This is a genomic window from Mycobacterium sp. IS-1556 (genome assembly GCF_001499985.1).
In the GTDB taxonomy this organism is placed as follows: domain Bacteria; phylum Actinomycetota; class Actinomycetes; order Mycobacteriales; family Mycobacteriaceae; genus Mycobacterium.
Window position 1 is genome coordinate 325,901 of the sequence record NZ_LQIM01000034.1, and the last position, 19,045, is coordinate 344,945.

Genomic DNA, 19,045 nt, shown 5'->3' on the forward strand with positions numbered 1-19,045 from the left:
GAAGTCAACCCTCATCGCCTTCCTTCTCGATGGAGTTGTCGGTTTGTTCTTGTCGCATGTCGTGGCCCACGGTCGTGGGCTGCCAGTGCGTGAGCTTGTCGGGATTGCGAACGGCCCAGATCCGTTTGACGCGGTCGTTCGCGATGTCGAATGCGAACACCGTTACGGTGGCATCGCCGTAGTGCATTGCCAGGCCGGGTTGGCCGTTGACCGTGCATTCGACAACGGTCACGTCGGCGGGCATGGCGGCAGCGAGCGCCATGTAGTGGTGTGCGATGCGTTCGGCTCCCTCGATCGGGCTGAGGGCCGCGCGGGCGACACCCCCGCCGTCGGCGATCGCGGTTGCGTTGGGATCGAGAAGGCTGAGGAGAGCGTCGATGTTCTGGGATTCCCAGGCTTTCTTGAACGCCCCGACTGTGTCGGCCTGCCGGGACTGCGGAGTCGGGGCGGTCGTGTGCGTGCGAGCGCGCTGGCGCGCCGAGGAAGCCAGCTGGCGGCATGCGCCCGCTGTGCGGCCGACGATGTCACCGACTTCGGGAAACGAGAAACCGAACACGTCATGCAGAATCAGCGCGACACGCTCGGCGGGAGTCATGGATTCCAGAGTGACAAGGAAGGCCATGGTTACCGACTCATCGAGGGTGATGCGGTCAGCGGGGTCGCCGACGGTCGGGCCAGGTGTTTCGTTAGCACCGATCCAGTCGGCTGTTGCGGGCAGCGGCTCGGGAACCCATTGGCCGACATAGCGTTCTCGGCGCGCCCGGGCCGAGCCGAGTAGATCGAGGCAGATTCGACTGGTTACTGTGGTCAGCCAGCCGCCAGGAGATTTGATGCCGTCGCGCTCTCGGGTCGCCATGGCGTACCAGCGGACGTAGGCCTCTTGCACCGCGTCCTCGGCATCCGTAACCGACCCCAGCAGCCGGTAGGCCAGGTTGATCAGATGGCGCCGTTCCCGGATCACCGCGGGCAAGCCGGCATCCTGGCTGTCCGGTGTCGACATGTCATCGGTGCTCATCGTGTGGCCAGTCTCCCTCGCGCAGACGTCGTCTCATCAGGGTCTCGTCTACTTCGACGAAATGCGACCGCGATATGTCAGGTTCATCGTTCGACCTGACAGATCGGGTCGCTGTGTCGTCGAAGTAGGTAGAGGCACCCCGACGAAAGCGCTCACCGATGAAACCTCCACTTGACCCCGACGCCACCGCGACAGTGGTGGCCGAAGTCCGCGGCATTTTCGCCGCCAGCGGCGACCATCGACCACGTGGCCGCGGGCTGGTCCTGTCCCGAACCACTGATCCCCAGCGAGCCCGAGTTCGACCCATGCAACCCACCGCCCGAAGGTGTGTTGCGGTGCATTCGACGGCGAATGCTGCGCCCCATCAGAAGGTGGGTTAGAGATGTCGATAGTGGCCTGGATCGTCACCGCCGTACTGGCAGTGGCTTTCTTTGCTTCCGGCGCGATGAAGGTCATTCAATCTCGCGAGAAACTCCTCGACCGTGGCTACCGATGGGCCGAGGACTTCACACGATCTCAAATCCGATGGATAGGTGCCGCAGAGTGTGTAGGGGCCATCGGACTCATCGCCCCGCCAATTTTTCGCCTTTGGCCCGCCGTGAGTTTGGCGGCAGCCATTGGGCTTACGGTTTTGATGGTCGGTGCGGTGATCGTGCATTTCCGCCGCCACGAACTCACCCATACTGCAGCGCCCGCGATCCTCGCCATCCTGACAGCCGCACTGGCCGTGTTCACTTCGGGTGCATTCATGCCCAGCGACCACGAGGCCATCCCAGTCCACGAACAGCAATCCACCCTCCACCTAGACCCCAAGGAGAGCACCATGGTCACACCCGAAGAAAGCACCAACATCGCCACCTTCGAGCGGTTCCATGATGCGACCAACAGCGGTGACTTACAACGGATTTCCATGTTGATCGATGAGACCTTTCGGCCGGACGCGATCTTTCACGCGCCCGTACCCACCAACGAATCGGGACCGCAAGCGATAAAGCAGGTGTGGACAGTCCTCCTGCAGGCATTCCCCGATATCCACGTCACCACCAACGACGCCATCGCCCACCACGACAAAGTCGTGCTCCGAAACACGGTCACCGGGACCCATCAAGGCGACTACCGCGGTCTGCCCCCCACCGGGAAAACCATCACCTACAACGAGATCTTCATCGCCCGATTCACCGACGGCAAAATCGCTGAAATCTGGGGCGTCGTCGACGTCTACTCCCAGCTGCGGCAACTCGGCGCGATACCCGCCTAACCGAACCCCGGCCCCGAACACCAACTGCTCGCAGGATTGTGCCCGAACCCCAAAACCTTGTGCCCGAACCCCGATACGAAGGAGACACGCTGTCATGTTTGAACCGACAGACGAAATGTTCGAATCGGCCTACCGGGGCGAGACGCCCGAGATAAGTGCGGGAGGGAAACCGCCGTGGAGCATCGGCGAACCGCAGCCGGAGCTCGCCGCGTTAGTCGAGCAGGGCAGATTCCACGGCGACGTACTTGACGTGGGCTGCGGTGAGGCCGCCATCTCGCTGCATCTGGCGCAGCGGGGGTTCACCACCGTCGGATTGGACGTATCGCCCACCGCCATCAAACTAGCCACGGCAGAAGCCGAAAGGCGTGGCCTGACCAACGCCAGCTTCGAGGTCGCCGACATCAGCGCGTTCACCGGCCACGACGGCCGGTTCGGCACCATCGTCGACAGCTCGGTGTTCGACGCGATTCCAGTCGAGGCTCGCGCCGGTTACCACCAATCCCTCGTGCGCGCCGCCGCGCCAGCAGCGTCGTACTTCGTCCTGGTGTTCGACAAGGCGGGCCTGCCCGACGGCATTCCCGCCTACGCCGTCACCGAAGATGAGCTGCGGGAAATCGTGGCGAGATACTGGGTGATCGACGACATCAAGCCTGCGCGCATCCACGCGGTGTTTCCCGAGGGCATCGAGAACCTGTTCCCGATGCGTGACCTCAGGGATGAGCCCAACGGTCGAAAGTCTCTGCCGGCCCTCCTGCTCACCGCGCACCTGGGCTGAGTATCGGCTGTCCAAGCCCGCCAGGAACCGGCGCAGGGCAGCTGTCCACTCACGGAGTTTGATCATCGGTAGATACGTTTACGCGCGCTCCGCTTCTGTAGCGTCATCAACGCAATCGGTCCGCTACCAGCGAGGTTAGCGGGTGGATCCGAGAGGCAGTCTCCAGTTCGGCACGGCGCTGACCAGATCTACACGCCTTTGTTCCGCAGTCGAGTCACGGGCGTCGGTCGTTGACTGTCCCTTTCCGCCGGTTAGTGCGGCGCGGAGAGCGCGGCCGCCATTCAGCGGCATGGTCCATGCTGGCTGCTTCGCAGCCTTGGCAATCGTCGAGCGGATCAAGTCGGGCGCCTCTGCGACATGCGCGGTTCGAGACCAATACGACCTGGCGACGAAGCGGAAGCGATCGCGTCGCTACACCGATCGAGTCCACTCGACTCTCCGCCCAGTCGGGAACCAGCGCGCCGATGAGCTCCTGACGACAGAATTGGTATATACCAATCCAAACCCCGGCGAGAGGATCAACGTGGGCAACACCGCTATCCGGCGAGCCCCCCGCCTGGGAACGCTGGTGGCCGTGGCGGCGGCCAGTGTCGGCGTCATCTACGGCTACGACCTCTCCAACATCGCCGGCGCGCTTCTTTTCATCACCGATGAATTCGGGCTGACCACCCGCCAGCAGGAGTTGGTGACCACAGCGATCGTCATCGGCCAGATCGCCGGGGCGATCGGCGGCGGGATGCTCGCCAACGCCATCGGACGCAAGAAGTCGATGGTGCTCGTCGCCGTCACCTACGCGGCCTTCGCACTTCTGAGCGCGTTGTCGGTGTCGGTGCCCATGTTGTTGGTGTCGCGCTTTCTGCTGGGCCTCACCATCGGTGTGTCGGTGGTGGTCGTGCCGGTCTTCGTCGCCGAATCAGCGCCGGCGAAGGTCCGCGGCTCGTTGTTGGTCGCCTATCAGGTGGCCACGGTGGTCGGCATCATCATCGGCTACCTGGCCGCGTACTTCCTGGCCGGCTCGGGCAGTTGGCGCTGGATGCTCGGCCTGGCCGCGATCCCGGCAGTGCTGGTGACGTTGGTGCTGCTGTGGATGCCGGACACGGCGCGGTGGTACATGATCAAGGGCCGGGTCGAGGAGGCCCGCCAAACGCTGCGCCGGGTCGAGCCGACCGCCGACGTCGAGGCCGAACTCGCCGAAATCAGCCGCGCGCTCAGGGAAGAAACCGGCGGCGCGGTGCGCGAAATGCTGCGGCGGCCCTACCTTCGCGCCACGGTCTTCGTGGTGGTGCTCGGCTTCTTCATCCAGATCACCGGCATCAACGCGATCGTCTACTACAGCCCACGACTGTTCGAAGCCATGGGCTTCAAAGGCGACTTCGCGCTGCTGATACTTCCGGCGCTGATACAAGTGGCGGCTTTGGCGGCGGTGTTCGTCTCACTGATGATGGTCGATCGAGTCGGTCGACGGCCGATCCTTTTGGGCGGCATTGCGATGATGATCGTCGCCAATGCCATGCTGATCGGCGTCTTCGTGGTCGGGACGGAGTTCGGCGGGGCGCTCACGACGATCGGGTTTCTCGGCGTGCTGCTGTTCACCATCGGGTTCACCTTTGGCTTCGGCGCGCTGGTATGGGTCTACGCCGGTGAGAGCTTCCCGACGCGACTCCGCTCGATGGGTTCGAGTGCAATGCTCACCTCCGATCTGGTGGCCAATGCCATCATCGCCGCCTTCTTCCTGACCATGCTCAATTCGCTCGGCGGCGGGGGAACATTCGCGGTGTTCGGCGCCTTCGCGCTCGCCGCGCTCGTATTCGTCTATCGCTTCGCGCCGGAGACGAAAGGCCGCCAGCTGGAAGAGATCCGGCACTTCTGGGAGAACGGCGGGCGCTGGCCTGATGAATCCCGCGGGCTGGATAAGGTGACGGACGCTCCGTGACGCTCATCGCCGCGGGGACCATGGTCCTGGATGACCAGGTCTGCAAGCCGGGTTGGTTGGCTATCTCTGCCGGGCGAATCAGCGAATGCGGCCACGGCCCGGCGCCGCGACCGCCCGACCGCGACTTCGCGAATCACGTAGTGGTGCCTGGGTTTGTCGACATGCACGTGCACGGCGGCGGCGGCGCGTCGTACACCGACGGCATCAGCTCAGAGATTGAACAGGCAGCCGAGTTCCACCGCCGCCACGGCACCACCACGACGGTGGCCAGCCTGGTCACCGCATCTCCCGACGATCTTCTGCGCCAAGTCCAGGCGCTCGCCGAGATGACTCGACAGCAGACCGTGGCCGGGGTGCACCTGGAGGGCCCCTGGCTGAGCGCGGCGCGCTGCGGTGCACACGACTCAACGCTGTTGCGTAACCCCGACCCTGCCGAGATCGACGCCCTGCTCGCCGCCGCCGACGGCACCATCCGGATGGTCACGCTGGCACCCGAACTGCCGGGCAGTCAGGACGCCATCACCCGACTTGCGGACGCGGATGTCATCGTCGCCATCGGCCATACAGATACCAGCTACGACGACGCGAAGCGTGCGATCGAACTGGGTGCGACGGTCGGCACCCATGTGTTCAACGGGATGCGACCGCTGCACCACCGCGACCCCGGTCCGGCGCTGGCGCTGCTGGAAGAACCGCGGGTGACCGTGGAGCTCATTGCCGACGGCGTGCACGTCCACCGCGCGCTCGTGCGGCAGGTCATCGAGACGGTCGGTCCCGATCGCGTCGCGCTGATCACCGACGCGATGGCGGCAGCCGGCTTGCCCGACGGACCATTTCGGATCGGCGCACTCGAGGTGGAGGTCGCCGAGCGGATAGCGCGGGTGCGGGGGACGTCGACCATCGCCGGCAGCACGGCGACCATGGATCAGCTTTTCCGGACCGCGGTCGGCCAGCTCGGCGGCTCGGATGAGGCGCTGGCCAAGGCGGCACGGATGACGGCGACCACCCCGGCTCACGCGTTGAGGCTCGACCGCGTCGGCAGCTTACGCGTTGGCATGGACGGCAATTGCGTTGTGCTGGACGAAGATTTACACGTGCACCAGGTGATGCTCGACGGTGCCTGGCTGCCTCACTGCTAGCGGCAGCCGGTTCGAGCACCAGGCTTCGGGCAGCACGCCGAGCCTGCCGTGAGATCGCGATTTTCGGCGAAATGACGATCTACGCGCAGTCTCGATGAGTTTCTGAGCTGCCCTCGGTCGGTACGGGTATGACTGACGACACCATGAGCACCGTGTGCACCATCAACGCGCCGGCCGAAACCGTGTTCGCGGTGCTGGCCGACCCGACCACCCATCAGACGATCGACGGCACCGGCTGGGTGCGGGAGCCGCTCGACGACAAGCGGCTGACGGCTGCCGGGCAGATCTTCCGGATGGCGATGTACCACAACAACTACGGCGGCATGCACTACGAGATGGCCAACCGGGTCGAGGTTTTCGAGCCGCCGCACGCAATTGCGTGGTTGCCGGGCCAAGGCGCTGACGACGCCAACCTCGACTTCGGCGGCTGGATCTGGCGCTACGATCTCGAGCCGCTCGGTGCCGACCGGACGAAAGTCACGCTGACCTACGACTGGTCAGCGGTGCCGCCCGCCATTCGCGACCACATCAGCTTCCCGCCGTTCGACCGGCAGCACCTGGACAACTCGCTCAAGCACCTCGCCGGTCTGGCACAGGATCGGGCTTAGTCCAAGCGGGGGTGACCGGGGAAATGGGCAGCAGAGTGGAGGGAAAATAGATCGCATTTGGCCGGACGACGACCGCCGTGTAGCCTGGCCCGCGTGAACATCGGTGTGCGTGCCAGCTATTGGCGCTTTATCGAGGCTCCGGGCGGAGCCGATAAGGCGCAGCGCTAAGCGCACATCCACCCGGAGCCCAGGCAGTGACCACCAGGTCGCTGCCTTTCGTCGTTCAAGGGCACCGGACATTCACGCAGGTGCCCGCACCAAGAAAGGCACCCGAACATGAACCTGGCGCAGACCGCCACCCCTCCCGCCACGTCGGACCGGCGCGTCCGCGGTTTCCGCGAGATTCCCAGCCCGCATGACGTGCTCACCGAGTTCCCGCTGGGTGCTCGGCGCGCCGAGCGGGTGGCCCGCGACCGCGACGAGATCGCCGACATTCTCGCCGGGCGTGACGGTCGGCTGCTGGTTGTGGTGGGACCGTGCTCGGTGCACGATCCTGCCGCGGCGCTGGACTATGCCAGCCGGCTCGTCAAAGTCGCCGACGAACTCGATGACCGGCTCAAGATCGTGATGCGGGTGTACTTCGAGAAGCCGCGCACGACGATCGGCTGGAAGGGTCTGATCAACGACCCCGGCATGGACGGCACCTTCGATGTGGCCCGCGGGCTGCGCATCGCGCGTCACCTGCTCCTCGACATCATCGATATCGGCCTGCCCGTCGGATGCGAGTTCCTCGAACCGACCAGCCCGCAGTACATCGCCGACGCCGTCGCGTGGGGCGCGATCGGTGCGCGCACCACCGAGTCTCAGGTGCACCGGCAGCTGGCCTCCGGGTTGTCGATGCCCGTCGGGTTCAAGAACGGGACTGACGGCAACATTCAGGTCGCGGTCGATGGCGTGAAAGCCGCTGCCGCTCAACATGTCTTCTTCGGGATGGACGACTTGGGGCGCGGCGCCCTGGTCAACACCGCCGGCAACGAGGATTGCCACGTGATTCTGCGCGGCGGCACCGGCGGGCCGAACTACGACGCCGAGACGGTGCGCGCCACGGCTGCGAAACTGACCGCGGCGGGGCTGCCCGGTCGGGTCGTGATCGACTGCAGCCACGCCAATTCCGGCAAGGACCACATCCGCCAAGCCGCGGTGGCCCGCGAGGTGGCACAGCTCATGCGCGACGGACTTCCTGTCAGCGGGGTGATGCTCGAGAGCTTCCTGGTCGCCGGAGCGCAGTCCTCGGACGCCCGGCCGCTGACCTACGGGCAGTCGGTCACCGACAAGTGCATGGACTGGGCGACAACCGATTCGGTGCTGCGCGAGCTGGCCCACCGCGGCTAGTTGCCGGAAGGCTGCCCGTACTTCCAGGCAGCTGGGTCGAACTCGGGTCGCTGGGCATAGTCGAGTTCGATGTGCACATCGGCCCGGGAATCGTTGGGGGAACGGGTGACTACCACGGCGGTTCCCTTTCGTGGCACCCGGCGCTTTGCGGTGACCATGTTCGCCTCGACCCGCCGAGGGCCGTACTCGGTGCTGAACTCCACGACCACGGTGAACAAGGGGTGGGTGTCGCTCCACTTCTCCAGGAATCTGATCTCGCGCAGAACGCCGTGGGTGCGCTGGCCGTGGTGGCGCAGCCAGGCCATCCCGGCCTGGCGGTCACGGGTGTACCGAATACCTCTCCACGCGGCCAACGTGGCCACGGCCGCTGCGACACCACATCCCGCGCTTGCCAACGCCAACCACGCTCCGCTCGAACAGCACACCCATATCGCCGTGCCAAGAATGCCCACGCCCGCTCCCGTGAACGACGGAATGGCGGAGATGCGTTTGGCCGTCGTGCGCTGTCCGAAGAAGTTGCGTGCTTCGTCGGTGGTGGTGTTGGTGACAGTCGCCGGCAGGAACGAGTAGAAGATGGAGCAGACCCCGAGCAGCCACGGTTCCTTGCCTCCTTGGCTGAGGGTGTGGCAGTAGAGCGCCCCGCCGACTCCTGCGGGCACCCAGAGGATGAACGTCGCCACGGCGAAGAAGGTCAGCATCCCGGGCGCATCGAGAGGCATCGCCGTGATGCGATCACCCTTCTCGCGAGTGGAGAAGTGCGGCATGGTGTCTTCCCAACACGGGAGAGCACTCTTGGCGTCGCTGACCATTGGCGCTCCTTTCGGCCCCGGACCGACGGCGAGCCTCCAGTATTGCCATGGGGATTCGTCAAGCGGGTCCTCGGAAAGCCGGGGTCGTCGGATTCTCACGAAAAGCACAGAGCTACAACATAGTTCGCTTCAGTGGCGAACTGGATGCTGTGAATGTGGTCAGGAAGAGTCGGCAACGCGATTGGCCGGGAGCGCCACACGAAGCCTGGGCCGACGCCACAAGACGCCATGGGCTGCGATCGTTGCCACGTCCAAACGCCCCGAATTGGCGTGAGCCGGAGGTGTTCACCAGCCGTGTGCTGTTGCCGCACGCCACGCCGTCACCGACCGGAACCGTCGCGATGGGGGTATTCCTGGTATTCCTGGCCTGGCTGAAGGACTTCGACGGTGTGCTCGGCGTCGGGCTCACGGTGATCGCGGCGCTACTGGTGGCCGTCGGCTGCTACTGGATGTGGTGGACGCGGGCCCGGCGAGCGCACAGAGTGCGTCGCATTCATGCCCGCGCCCTCGACCATGGGGTCGGCGGCCATGCCTACCGGACCGTCTTCGCCTGGAACGACGGCGAGGGCTCGCCCACTCCGATCTCATTGCTGATCGACGAAACCCTGCCCGACTTCGCGGCGAGCCGGTTGCAGTTCGCCGTCCGGACGTGGTTGGCACGGGTGACGACGGACCGACATCTGAATTCGCAGGCGTGTCAGGCGCTCGGTCATCGGTGGGCCGTTCCCGCAGCGGAGATCTTCGGGCCCGAAGCGGCAGGAGCCTGGTTGATCCGCGACCAAGGCGACGACGATTCGCCGTGGCGCCTGCTCATCGACCGGCCCGACGGACCGACGGAGTATTTCTACGACGAGGTGATGGTCATCAGCGGTCCGCCGGGCCGCCTACACCTCGACGATGTCTGATGTGCCCGACGCCTCATGACGCGCGGCGGATGCCTCGCTTCAGCAACAGCTCGCGCTCGGATTCGGACAGCCCGCCCCAGATGCCGTACGGCTCACCGACGGCGAGGGCGTGCGCGCGGCACTGAGCGATGACCGGGCATCGCCGGCACATCTCCTTGGCGCGTACCTCGCGTTGGGCGCGAGCGCGACCACGCTCGCCATCGGGGTGAAAGAACACGGAGGAATCGACGCCTCGGCAAAGCCCGGCCATCTGCCAGTCCCAGAGGTCGGCATTGGGCCCGGGCAACTCTTGCGGCTGTGGCATTGGAAAACCCCTCTCTGCACACCCATTCACAAAACGAACGGGTGCGTGAGTTTCAAATCCGATTCGAGCTCATGTCGCCGATGACCACTCGTGCACATAAAGTATGGAGGGTCACGAAATTCCGTCAATAGGCCGAACGTGTGGCCATTGACATAACCGCAGGCCAAGAATTTACATCACGTTCATCATTGCGATGCTTTGGAACGCGAACGGTGCCAATTAAATGCCTCGCGGTTGAATGTTCGACGTATTGCTCCAGTTCGCGTCAATCGACGCGGCGCCAGCTACTTCTTTCCGCTTACACGGAAGTAACATTGCTGCCATCAACTGTTAACCGAAGCCTCGGGTCGATTGATACCGTCGCCACTCGATGCCCGCAGACACCGTTCTGGCGAACGCCGCCTTCGGCGACGACCCTGGGCTGTGGCCGCTGCCCGCCGCCGCCACGCCACGGGGATTGTGGCTGCGCGCCGTCGCCGCGGGCGGTCAGGGCCGCTACGCGAGTGCGCGTGCCGACTTGGCCCAGCTGTACCGGCGCGGGGGGCCGGAGAACGCGTTGGCACACAGCACTCAGGCGTCGTTTCTGCGCCAGCTGGGCTGGCATACCAGGGCTCGGCGATGGGACGGGCGGGCGCTGGCGCTCGCCGGATCGGACACGGAGGGGAAAGCGGACGCGTTCATCGGTCTTGCCGCCGACGCCCTGGGGGTGGGCCGCTTCGAGGCATCGGCACGCGCGCTGGACCGCGCCGCCGCGCTTGCGGCGTCCTCGGCGCCGCCGCGGTTGCGGGTGCGACTGGACTGGGTGACCGCCGAACTCGCGATGGCGCGCGGCGAAGGCGTAACGGCGGTCCACCATGCCGAACGCGCCGTCGACCACGCCGCCGCCCTGGGTTCGGCGCGTCACAGGGTGAAGTCGTCCGTCGTGCTCTCGGCAGCGCGGTGCAGCGCCGGCGACCTGGACGCCGCCCGCGCCGTGGCCGACGCGGCGCTCGAGGATGCGCAGCGCTTCGGAATGGTTCCGCTGCAATGGGCGTTGGCCTGCTTGCTGACCGACATCGGCAGCGCCGTGCATTCGACGCAAGACATCGTGGTGCTTCGCGATGGCTGTGCCGATACAGTGCGTCGGCGGGGCGGCGAGTGGTCGGTGCGGTAACCGGATCCGCGCGTACGTCAAAGTTATTGTTTAGCTGACCACCCTTCCGGGTTCGGTCCCGTTCGTAACGTTGGAGAGATCGCCCACGATGACAATTTCGGGAGAACGTCTCGATGCTGTCGTTGCTGAGGCTGTGGCAGGGAACCGGGACGCGCTCAGGGAGGTGCTGGAGACCATCCGCCCGATCGTTGTTCGGTACTGCCGCGCAAGGGTGGGGGCGACCGAACGTAGTGGCCTTTCAGCAGACGACGTTGCGCAGGAGGTTTGCTTGGCCGCCATCACGGCGCTGCCGCGCTACAAGGATCAGGGACGACCGTTCCTGGCCTTTGTGTACGGCATTGCGGCCCACAAGGTTGCTGACGCGCATCGCGCAGCAGCCAGGAACCGATCCGACCCGACAGATGTCGTGCCGGAGCGGTTCTCGCTGGACGCCGGACCCGAGCAGATGGCACTGGACGCCGAGGCGTCGGCGCGGATGAACAGTCTCCTGGCCGTACTGCCCGAAAAGCAGCGCGAGATCCTGATCTTGCGGGTCGTTGTCGGGATGAGCGCCGAAGAGACCGCAGAGGCCGTCGGCAGCACCGCGGGCGCCGTCCGGGTCGCCCAGCACCGCGCGCTGGCGCGCCTCAAGTCCGAGATCGTCGCAACGGGGCGCGACTATGCCTGATTTCGGACGCTGGACCTCCAACGGCGGAGACCCGTCGCTCAACGAGCTGCACCGCACTGACCGGTTCCTCGATGCGCTGGCCCACCAGCAGCCGGTGTACTCGACGGACCCCAGCGAGGCCGAGCTGGCACAGCTGATGGCCGGCTGGCGCGACGAGATCCGCGAGGCCCCGCTCACCGCGACGGTCACCCCGCGCGACGCGGTGCTGGCCCTGGACCGCGCCGCCGCTTCGCACCGACGCGGCCGCACGTCGCTGGCGGTCGTCGGGTCGGCGGCGGCCGCGGTGTTGTGCATCGGAGGATTCGGCGCGGTGGTGGCCGGAGCGGGTCCGGGCGACTCCCTGTACGGACTGCGCACGATGCTGTTCGGTGAGCAGCAGGACACCCGCCAGGACGCCGTCGTCCTCGCCGCGCAGACGCAGATGGCCGAGGTGCAGCAGCTGATCGATCAGGGGCAGTGGCAAGCCGCCCAGGACAAGCTGCAGACGCTGACCACGACCGTCGCGACGGTGAACGACTCCACGCGCAAGGAAGAACTGGTCAATCAGTGGCAGGAGTTGACGGTCAAGGTCGAGGCACAGAACCCCGCGGCGACCGTACCGCCGGGTGCACCGCTGCCGACCTTCCCCGATGTTCCGGCGGTCGTACTCGACACACCGACAGACGCCATCACATCGTCGACAACGCCGTCGCAGACCACGACGTCACCGACCACCTCGCCGTCGCAGACCACCTCGCCGTCGCCGACCACGTCGCCGTCGCAGACCACCTCGCCATCGGTGCCGTCGCCGTCGCCGTCAACGCAGGTGCCGACGGTGCTGCCGAGCACTCCGACTTCGGTGCCCGGCACCGCGCTGCCGACCCCGACAGGCACTCCGCGTCCGACGCCGCTGCCGACATCGGCTCAGGACACCCCGGTGCCGACGCCGACCGCGGACACGCCGCTGCCGACGACCAGCCGGATTCCGGTTCCCACGCCGTCGTCACAACCGTCGGTGGTCGAGCAGCAGGAAGACGAGCAACCGTCTGCAGAGCAGCCGATCGTGGAGGCGCCCGAGCCTCAGACGGAGATCACCACCACCGTGCTGGTCCCGGATGCGGTCGAGGAGCCGAGCTAGCGTCAGCGGTAGCCGTCGGTGTCCGACGTCGCCTCGTTGAGTGACGCGTCGGCGTAGCCACGGCAGTAATCCCACGTCACGTAGGCATCGGGCTCGGGGTCGTAGGCCGGCTCATGGGGCCGCACCGTACCGTCGACCAGCAGCTGCAGCAGGTTGGCCCGCAGCATGTCCCAGTCGTGATAGTGGTCCTGCTGGCACTCGTCGCAGCACACCACCAGACCGCGGATCCCCTTGTGCGCGAGAAGCGCCTCGTACACCGCCAGATCGGCGAGGTCGGCCTCGACCGCGGTCCGCTCCTGCGGGTCCAGCGGCTGGCCGGGCTCAAGGGCGTCCAGCGCCGCCGAAGGGTCGCACGGGTCATCGGCGAACGGGTCGGGTGGCAAACCCGGTGGCAGGTGGTCACGCACGAGTCCACCCTACGCAGCGGCCCCGCGATCGCGCCAGCCGTTACCGCCGTTGGCGGCGGCTCCTCAACAGGCGCGCCAATAGTTCTGTGCGTCATGGCACGTGAGGCCGGGATGCCGGTCCGCAGCCGATAGGATGGTTTTCTAGCTCGCTCGGCTGCGTTTGTTACTGGAGGCTCATTTTGTCGATACCCACGTCGACTGCCGAAAGCAGCATCCCGATCGCGGTGCCTGTGCCGACCGGCGGGGATGACCCGACGAAAGTCGCCATGCTCGGCCTCACCTTCGACGACGTGCTGCTGCTGCCCGCCGCCTCCGACGTGGTGCCCGCAACCGCCGACACCTCGAGCCAACTGACCCGCAAGATCCGGCTCAAGGTGCCGCTGGTGAGTTCTGCGATGGACACCGTCACCGAATCGCGCATGGCGATCGCGATGGCCCGCGCTGGCGGCATGGGCGTGCTGCACCGCAACCTCCCGGTGGCCGAGCAGGCCGGTCAGGTCGAGACGGTCAAGCGCTCGGAGGCCGGGATGGTCACCGATCCGGTCACCTGCTCACCGGACAACACGCTGGCCGAGGTGGACGCGATGTGCGCGCGGTTCCGCATCTCCGGGCTGCCCGTCGTCGACGACACCGGCGAGCTGGTCGGCATCATCACCAACCGCGACATGCGTTTCGAGGTGGACCAGTCCAAGCCGGTCTCCGAGGTGATGACCAAGGCGCCGCTGATCACCGCGCGCGAGGGGGTGTCCGCCGAGGCGGCGCTGGGCCTGTTGCGCCGCAACAAGATCGAGAAGCTGCCGATCGTCGACGGGCACGGCAAGCTGACCGGGCTGATCACCGTCAAGGACTTCGTCAAGACCGAACAGTTCCCGCTGTCGACCAAGGACAAGGACGGCAGGCTGCTCGTCGGCGCCGCGGTCGGTGTCGGCGACGACGCCTGGACGCGGGCGATGACGCTGGTGGACGCCGGCGTCGACGTGCTGGTCGTGGACACTGCGCACGCGCACAACCGCGGTGTGCTCGACATGGTGAGCCGGGTCAAGGCCGCTGTCGGTGACCGGGTCGAGGTGATCGGCGGCAACGTCGCGACGCGGGCCGCCGCGGCCGCCCTCGTACAAGCCGGAGCCGACGCGGTGAAGGTCGGGGTGGGACCGGGTTCGATCTGCACCACCCGCGTGGTGGCCGGCGTCGGCGCACCGCAGATCACCGCGATCATGGAAGCCGTTGCCGCATGCGCACCCTCGGGTGTGCCGGTCATCGCCGACGGCGGGCTGCAGTACTCCGGCGACATCGCCAAGGCACTGGCCGCGGGAGCGTCGACCGCGATGCTCGGCTCGCTTTTGGCGGGCACCGCCGAGTCGCCCGGCGAGCTGATCTTCGTCAACGGCAAGCAGTTCAAGAGCTACCGCGGCATGGGGTCGCTCGGCGCGATGCAGGGCCGCGGCGCCGCCAAATCGTTCAGCAAGGACCGCTATTTCCAGGACGACGTGCTGTCCGAGGACAAGCTGGTGCCCGAAGGTATCGAAGGTCGCGTACCGTTCCGCGGGCCGCTCTCGACCGTGATCCACCAGCTCACCGGCGGTCTGCGTGCCGCCATGGGGTACACCGGGTCGGCGACGATCGAACAGTTGCAGCAGGCGCAGTTCGTGCAGATCACGGCCGCCGGGCTCAAAGAGAGCCACCCCCACGACATCACGATGACGGTCGAAGCGCCGAATTACTACACCCGCTGACAGGGGGATCCACCGCCATGCGAGACATGGTTGAGATCGGCATGGGCCGAACCGCCCGCCGCACTTACGAACTCGACGACATCAACATCGTCCCGTCGCGGCGCACGCGGTCGTCTCAGGACGTCTCGACCGCCTGGCAACTGGATGCCTACCGGTTCGAGATACCGGTGGTCGCCCATCCCACCGATGCGCTGGTGTCGCCCGAGTTCGCCATCGAGATGGGCCGGCTCGGCGGCCTGGGTGTGCTCAACGGCGAGGGGCTCATCGGTCGGCACGCCGACGTGGAGGCCAAGATCGCCGAGGTCATCGAGGCGGCCGAGAAGGAGCCCGAACCGTCGGCGGCGATCCGCCTGCTGCAGCAGTTGCACGCCGCACCGCTGGACCCGGACATGTTGGGAGCGGCGGTCGCGCGGATCCGCGAAGCCGGGGTGACGACCGCGGTGCGCGTCAGCCCGCAGAACGCTCGGGCGCTGACGCCGGCGCTGCTCTCCGCCGGGATCGACCTTCTGGTCATTCAGGGCACGATCATCTCGGCCGAACGCGTGGCGTCCGACGGTGAGCCGCTGAACCTCAAGACCTTCATCGCCGAACTCGACGTGCCGGTGGTCGCCGGCGGTGTGCTCGACCACCGCACCGCCCTGCACCTGATGCGCACCGGCGCGGCCGGCGTCATCGTCGGCTACGGCTCGACCAGCGGCGTGACCACCAGCGACGAAGTGCTGGGCATCAGCGTGCCGATGGCCACCGCGATCGCCGACGCGGCCGCAGCGCGGCGCGAATACCTCGACGAGACCGGTGGGCGGTATGTGCACGTGCTGGCCGACGGCGACATGCACACCTCCGGCGATCTGGCCAAGGCCATCGCGTGCGGCGCGGACGCGGTGGTGCTCGGCACACCGCTGGCCAGCTCGGCCGAGGCGCTGGGCGACGGCTGGTTCTGGCCAGCCGCCGCGGCCCATCCGTCCCTGCCGCGGGGCGCGTTCCTGCAGGTCGCCGTCGGTGAACGGCCGTCGCTGGAGCAGGTTCTCACCGGCCCGTCCGACGACCCGTTCGGCTCGCTGAACCTCGTCGGCGGGCTGCGTCGCTCGATGGCCAAGGCGGGGTACTGCGACCTCAAGGAATTCCAGAAAGTGGGCCTGACCGTCGGCAGCTGAATTGCGCCTACGCTGAGCGGGGTGTTCTTCTTCCTCTTCGGTTACGGCACCAAGCAGCAACACCTCGGTGCGGGGGAGGTCAGGACGTGCCCGCGCTGCCACAACACCACGCAGTGGTCGCGGGTCCGCGAGTTCAAGCAGTTCACGTTGTTCTTCGTGCCGGTGGCACGCTGGAACCGCAGGCACTTCGAGGTCTGCGGCATCTGCGGCACCGCCGTCGGCCTCTGACCTTGCTAGAAAGTTACCCCTCGGTAACGTCATACTGGACCGATGGAGCCTGACTACGACGTCCTGGTGATCGGTTCGGGGTTCGGCGGCAGCGTCACCGCGCTGCGGCTGACCGAAAAGGGATACCGCGTCGCCGTGCTGGAAGCCGGTCGGCGCTTCGCCGACGAGGATTTCGCCAAGACGTCGTGGAATCTGCGCAAGTTCCTATGGGCGCCGCGGCTCGGCATGTACGGCATCCAGCGGATCCACCTGCTGCGCAACGTGATGATTCTGGCCGGCGCGGGCGTCGGCGGGGGGTCGCTGAACTATGCCAACACCCTGTACGTGCCGCCGGACCCGTTCTTCAACGACCCGCAGTGGAAGGACATCACTGACTGGCGCGCCGAGTTGATGCCGCACTACGACCAGGCGCAGCGCATGCTCGGGGTGGTCACGAACCCGACGTTCACCGACGCCGACCGCGTCGTCAAGCAGGTCGCCGACGAGATGGGTGTCGGGGACACCTTCGTGCCGACGCCGGTGGGCGTCTTCTTCGGCCCGGACGGCACCAAGGCGCCCGGCATGACGGTGCCCGACCCGTATTTCGGCGGTGCCGGGCCTGCGCGGACCGGCTGCATCGAAGTCGGCGAATGCATGACCGGGTGCCGCCACAACGCCAAGAACACCTTGGTCAAGAACTACTTGTATCTCGCCGAAAAGTCTGGGGCACAAGTCTTTCCGATGACGACGGTCACCGGCTTCGAGCAGCGTCCCGACGGGCTCTGGAACGTGCACACCGTCCGCACCGGCAGTTGGGTGCGCAAAAGGAAGCGGACATTCACCGCGCAGCACGTGGTGCTCGCCGCGGGGACGTACAACACCCAGAAGCTGTTGTTCAAGATGCGCGACAAGGGCAAGCTGCCAAAGCTGTCGGACAAGTTGGGGGTCCTGACACGGACGAACTCGGAGTCGATCGTGGGAGCCGGACGCTTCGAGGTGACGCCAGATCTCGACCTCACCCACGGCGTCGCGATCACCTCGTCGATCCACCCCACCTCCGACACCCACATCGAACCGGTGCGCTACGGCAAGGGCTCGAATGCGATGGGACTGTTGCAGACCCTCATGACCGATGGGGCGGGCCCGGAAGGAACCGATGTACCGCGCTGGAAACAGTTCCTCCACAACGCCCGAACAAACCCCCGCGGCACGCTGCGCATGCTCAACGTCGGGCAGTGGAGTGAGCGGACACTGATCGCCCTGGTGATGCAGCATCTCGACAACTCGATCACCACCTACACCAAACGGAACAGGTTCGGCGTCCGGCGGTATCTGAGCAAGCAGGGCCACGGGGCGCCCAATCCGACCTGGATCCCCGTCGGCAACCAGGTGACACGCCGGATCGCCGAGAAGATCGACGGGGTCGCGGGCGGCACGTGGGGCGAACTGTTCAACATCCCGCTCACAGCGCATTTCCTCGGCGGTGCGGCGATCGGTGACGACCCGCAGCACGGTGTCATCGACCCGTACCACCGGGTGTACGGCTATCCGACGTTGTCGGTGCACGACGGGGCGGCGATCTCCGCGAATCTCGGTGTCAATCCGTCACTTTCGATCACCGCACAAGCCGAACGCGCGACGTCGCTGTGGCCCAACAAGGGGCAGCAGGACCTGCGGCCGGAGCAGGGCGGGCCGTACCGCCGGTTGGCGCCCGTGCCGCCGGAACACCCGGCGGTCCCCGCCGAGGCGCCGGCGGCGTTGCGGCGACTGCCGATCGAGCCGGTCACCTCGGCTGGTTGAAAACTCGGCGATAGGGGTACCTGACATCGTCTGAGGGGGTGGCGTCTCGCGAGGGAGGAGGATCGCGATGCGGACCGCGTATCACGAGCAGTTGGCCGGACTGTGCGCCCAGCTCGGGCAGATGTGCGGGCTGGCGGTCAGCGCGATGGAACGCGCAACCCAGGCCCTGCTCGAGGCCGATCTATCGCTGGCCGAGCAGGTCATCGCCGACCACGAGCACATCGTCGCGCTGAATCGGCGGACGGAGGAAGCCGCACTGCGGATCCTCGCACTGCAGCAGCCCGTCGCGAGCGAGCTGCGCACGGTGGTCGGCTCCATCCACATCGCCGCCGACATCGACCGGATGGGTGCGTTGGCGGTCCACGTCGCGGGAATCTCCCGATTGCGGCATCCGGACTGCGCGTTGCCGGCCGACGTGCGCACCAGCTTCGCCGAGATGGGGGCTCGCGCGGTCGAACTCGCGAAGTCGGCACAGGAGGTACTGCTGTCGCGCGATCCCGAGAAGGCGGCGCGGCTGCGTGACGAGGACGACGCCGTCGACGCCGAGCACCGGCACCTGTTCACGCTGCTGATGGACCACAAGTGGCAGGACGGGGTCTGTTCCGCCGTCGACGTCGCGTTGCTCGGCCGCTACTACGAACGCTTCGCCGACCACGCCGTCGAGATCGGCAGGCGCGTGGTGTTCGAGGCGACCGGTGGTCTCCCGGTGCACAAGCAGATGGCGTAACG

The 19,045-nt window shown here is 66.5% G+C and carries 19 protein-coding genes; 15 read left to right on the plus strand and 4 right to left on the minus strand.

What is annotated here, in order from left to right; genetic code table 11:
- Positions 1-4 precede the first annotated feature (4 nt).
- Positions 5-1,015 (minus strand): RNA polymerase sigma factor SigJ, encoded by a 1,011-nt coding sequence (gene sigJ / locus AU187_RS18110; RefSeq protein WP_082691848.1) that lies wholly within the window; start codon positions 1,013-1,015, stop codon positions 5-7.
- Positions 1,016-1,397: 382 nt separating this feature from the next.
- On the opposite strand from sigJ, the gene AU187_RS25195 reads away from it, so the two are divergent.
- The 6 genes from AU187_RS25195 (at position 1,398) to AU187_RS18140 (ending at position 8,060) form a co-directional block, all read left to right on the plus strand.
- The gene (locus tag AU187_RS25195) at positions 1,398-2,273 is read left to right on the plus strand and encodes an ester cyclase (RefSeq protein WP_082691849.1); all 876 of its coding nucleotides are present in this window, start codon (positions 1,398-1,400) and stop codon (positions 2,271-2,273) included.
- Between the two features lie 94 nt (positions 2,274-2,367).
- Positions 2,368-3,048 (plus strand): class I SAM-dependent methyltransferase, encoded by a 681-nt coding sequence (locus AU187_RS18120; protein ID WP_059167082.1) that lies wholly within the window; start codon positions 2,368-2,370, stop codon positions 3,046-3,048.
- A gap of 523 nt (positions 3,049-3,571) precedes the next feature.
- Positions 3,572-4,981 (plus strand): sugar porter family MFS transporter, encoded by a 1,410-nt coding sequence (locus tag AU187_RS18125; protein WP_082691850.1) that lies wholly within the window; start codon positions 3,572-3,574, stop codon positions 4,979-4,981.
- Entirely contained in the window at positions 4,978-6,120 is a 1,143-nt protein-coding gene (gene nagA, locus AU187_RS18130; protein ID WP_059167083.1) for an N-acetylglucosamine-6-phosphate deacetylase, read from the plus strand. Before AU187_RS18125 ends, nagA begins: the two co-directional genes overlap by 4 nt.
- Before the next feature lie 128 nt (positions 6,121-6,248).
- On the plus strand, positions 6,249-6,728 hold the full coding sequence (locus AU187_RS18135) for an SRPBCC family protein (RefSeq protein ID WP_059167084.1): 480 nt from the start codon (positions 6,249-6,251) through the stop codon (positions 6,726-6,728).
- A 276-nt stretch (positions 6,729-7,004) separates the two neighbouring features.
- Positions 7,005-8,060 (plus strand): 3-deoxy-7-phosphoheptulonate synthase, encoded by a 1,056-nt coding sequence (locus AU187_RS18140; RefSeq protein ID WP_059167085.1) that lies wholly within the window; start codon positions 7,005-7,007, stop codon positions 8,058-8,060.
- Here AU187_RS18140 and AU187_RS18145 read toward each other — a convergent pair.
- Positions 8,057-8,869: a hypothetical protein gene (locus AU187_RS18145; RefSeq protein ID WP_059167086.1), complete on the minus strand. Its 813-nt coding sequence runs from the start codon at positions 8,867-8,869 to the stop codon at positions 8,057-8,059. The two genes, AU187_RS18140 and AU187_RS18145, sit on opposite strands and share 4 nt — an antisense overlap.
- A 281-nt stretch (positions 8,870-9,150) precedes the next feature.
- Between AU187_RS18145 and AU187_RS18150 the strand changes: the two genes are divergently transcribed.
- Positions 9,151-9,774, plus strand: coding sequence for a hypothetical protein (locus AU187_RS18150; RefSeq protein ID WP_286132043.1), 624 nt, complete (start codon positions 9,151-9,153; stop codon positions 9,772-9,774).
- Positions 9,775-9,787: 13 nt separating this feature from the next.
- Here the strand turns inward: AU187_RS18150 and AU187_RS18155 are convergent, their stop codons facing one another.
- Positions 9,788-10,078, minus strand: a complete 291-nt coding sequence (locus AU187_RS18155; protein ID WP_059101438.1) for a WhiB family transcriptional regulator — start codon at positions 10,076-10,078, stop codon at positions 9,788-9,790.
- Between the two features lie 370 nt (positions 10,079-10,448).
- Here AU187_RS18155 and AU187_RS18160 point away from each other — a divergent pair, with 370 nt between their 5' ends.
- From AU187_RS18160 to AU187_RS18170, 3 genes are all read left to right on the plus strand, one after another.
- Positions 10,449-11,231 carry a hypothetical protein gene (locus AU187_RS18160; protein WP_059167087.1) on the plus strand — a complete coding sequence of 261 codons (783 nt, stop codon included), beginning with the start codon at positions 10,449-10,451 and terminating at the stop codon, positions 11,229-11,231.
- An 88-nt stretch (positions 11,232-11,319) separates the two neighbouring features.
- A complete protein-coding gene (locus AU187_RS18165; protein WP_059101440.1) occupies positions 11,320-11,898 on the plus strand; it encodes a sigma-70 family RNA polymerase sigma factor in 579 nt (192 codons plus the stop codon).
- Positions 11,891-13,015 (plus strand): anti-sigma-D factor RsdA, encoded by a 1,125-nt coding sequence (locus AU187_RS18170; RefSeq protein ID WP_059167088.1) that lies wholly within the window; start codon positions 11,891-11,893, stop codon positions 13,013-13,015. The genes AU187_RS18165 and AU187_RS18170 overlap by 8 nt, the downstream gene beginning before the upstream one ends.
- A gap of 2 nt (positions 13,016-13,017) precedes the next feature.
- Here AU187_RS18170 and AU187_RS18175 read toward each other — a convergent pair whose 3' ends face one another.
- Complete coding sequence (locus AU187_RS18175) at positions 13,018-13,422, minus strand: DUF5319 domain-containing protein (protein WP_059101442.1); 405 nt, start codon at positions 13,420-13,422, stop codon at positions 13,018-13,020.
- A gap of 266 nt (positions 13,423-13,688) precedes the next feature.
- Here AU187_RS18175 and guaB point away from each other — a divergent pair, with 266 nt between their 5' ends.
- The 5 genes from guaB (at position 13,689) to phoU (ending at position 19,043) form a co-directional block, all read left to right on the plus strand.
- The gene (gene guaB, locus AU187_RS18180; RefSeq protein WP_231740428.1) at positions 13,689-15,155 is read left to right on the plus strand and encodes an IMP dehydrogenase; all 1,467 of its coding nucleotides are present in this window, start codon (positions 13,689-13,691) and stop codon (positions 15,153-15,155) included.
- 26 nt (positions 15,156-15,181) lie between these two features.
- A complete protein-coding gene (locus tag AU187_RS18185; protein ID WP_172800302.1) occupies positions 15,182-16,309 on the plus strand; it encodes a GuaB3 family IMP dehydrogenase-related protein in 1,128 nt (375 codons plus the stop codon).
- Between the two features lie 21 nt (positions 16,310-16,330).
- Complete coding sequence (locus AU187_RS18190) at positions 16,331-16,537, plus strand: zinc-ribbon domain-containing protein (RefSeq protein WP_059101444.1); 207 nt, start codon at positions 16,331-16,333, stop codon at positions 16,535-16,537.
- Positions 16,538-16,579: 42 nt separating this feature from the next.
- Entirely contained in the window at positions 16,580-18,316 is a 1,737-nt protein-coding gene (locus AU187_RS18195) for a GMC family oxidoreductase (protein WP_059167090.1), read from the plus strand.
- A 67-nt stretch (positions 18,317-18,383) separates the two neighbouring features.
- Complete coding sequence (phoU, locus tag AU187_RS18200) at positions 18,384-19,043, plus strand: phosphate signaling complex protein PhoU (RefSeq protein WP_059101446.1); 660 nt, start codon at positions 18,384-18,386, stop codon at positions 19,041-19,043.
- Positions 19,044-19,045: the final 2 nt, after the last annotated feature.

Excerpts from the sequence above, each read along its gene's own strand:
- AU187_RS18155 (WP_059101438.1), bottom strand. The coding sequence starts at position 10,078 with ATGCCACAGCCGCAAGAGTTGCCCGGGCCCAATGCCGACCTCTGGGAC.
- AU187_RS18145 (WP_059167086.1), bottom strand. The coding sequence starts at position 8,869 with ATGGTCAGCGACGCCAAGAGTGCTCTCCCGTGTTGGGAAGACACCATG.
- AU187_RS18165 (WP_059101440.1), top strand. The coding sequence starts at position 11,320 with ATGACAATTTCGGGAGAACGTCTCGATGCTGTCGTTGCTGAGGCTGTG.
- AU187_RS18160 (WP_059167087.1), top strand. The coding sequence starts at position 10,449 with ATGCCCGCAGACACCGTTCTGGCGAACGCCGCCTTCGGCGACGACCCT.
- sigJ (WP_082691848.1), bottom strand. The coding sequence starts at position 1,015 with ATGAGCACCGATGACATGTCGACACCGGACAGCCAGGATGCCGGCTTG.
- phoU (WP_059101446.1), top strand. The coding sequence starts at position 18,384 with ATGCGGACCGCGTATCACGAGCAGTTGGCCGGACTGTGCGCCCAGCTC.
- AU187_RS18135 (WP_059167084.1), top strand. The coding sequence starts at position 6,249 with ATGACTGACGACACCATGAGCACCGTGTGCACCATCAACGCGCCGGCC.
- AU187_RS18195 (WP_059167090.1), top strand. The coding sequence starts at position 16,580 with ATGGAGCCTGACTACGACGTCCTGGTGATCGGTTCGGGGTTCGGCGGC.
- AU187_RS18120 (WP_059167082.1), top strand. The coding sequence starts at position 2,368 with ATGTTTGAACCGACAGACGAAATGTTCGAATCGGCCTACCGGGGCGAG.
- AU187_RS25195 (WP_082691849.1), top strand. The coding sequence starts at position 1,398 with ATGTCGATAGTGGCCTGGATCGTCACCGCCGTACTGGCAGTGGCTTTC.
- AU187_RS18170 (WP_059167088.1), top strand. The coding sequence starts at position 11,891 with ATGCCTGATTTCGGACGCTGGACCTCCAACGGCGGAGACCCGTCGCTC.
- AU187_RS18140 (WP_059167085.1), top strand. The coding sequence starts at position 7,005 with ATGAACCTGGCGCAGACCGCCACCCCTCCCGCCACGTCGGACCGGCGC.
- AU187_RS18185 (WP_172800302.1), top strand. The coding sequence starts at position 15,182 with ATGGTTGAGATCGGCATGGGCCGAACCGCCCGCCGCACTTACGAACTC.
- guaB (WP_231740428.1), top strand. The coding sequence starts at position 13,689 with ATGCTCGGCCTCACCTTCGACGACGTGCTGCTGCTGCCCGCCGCCTCC.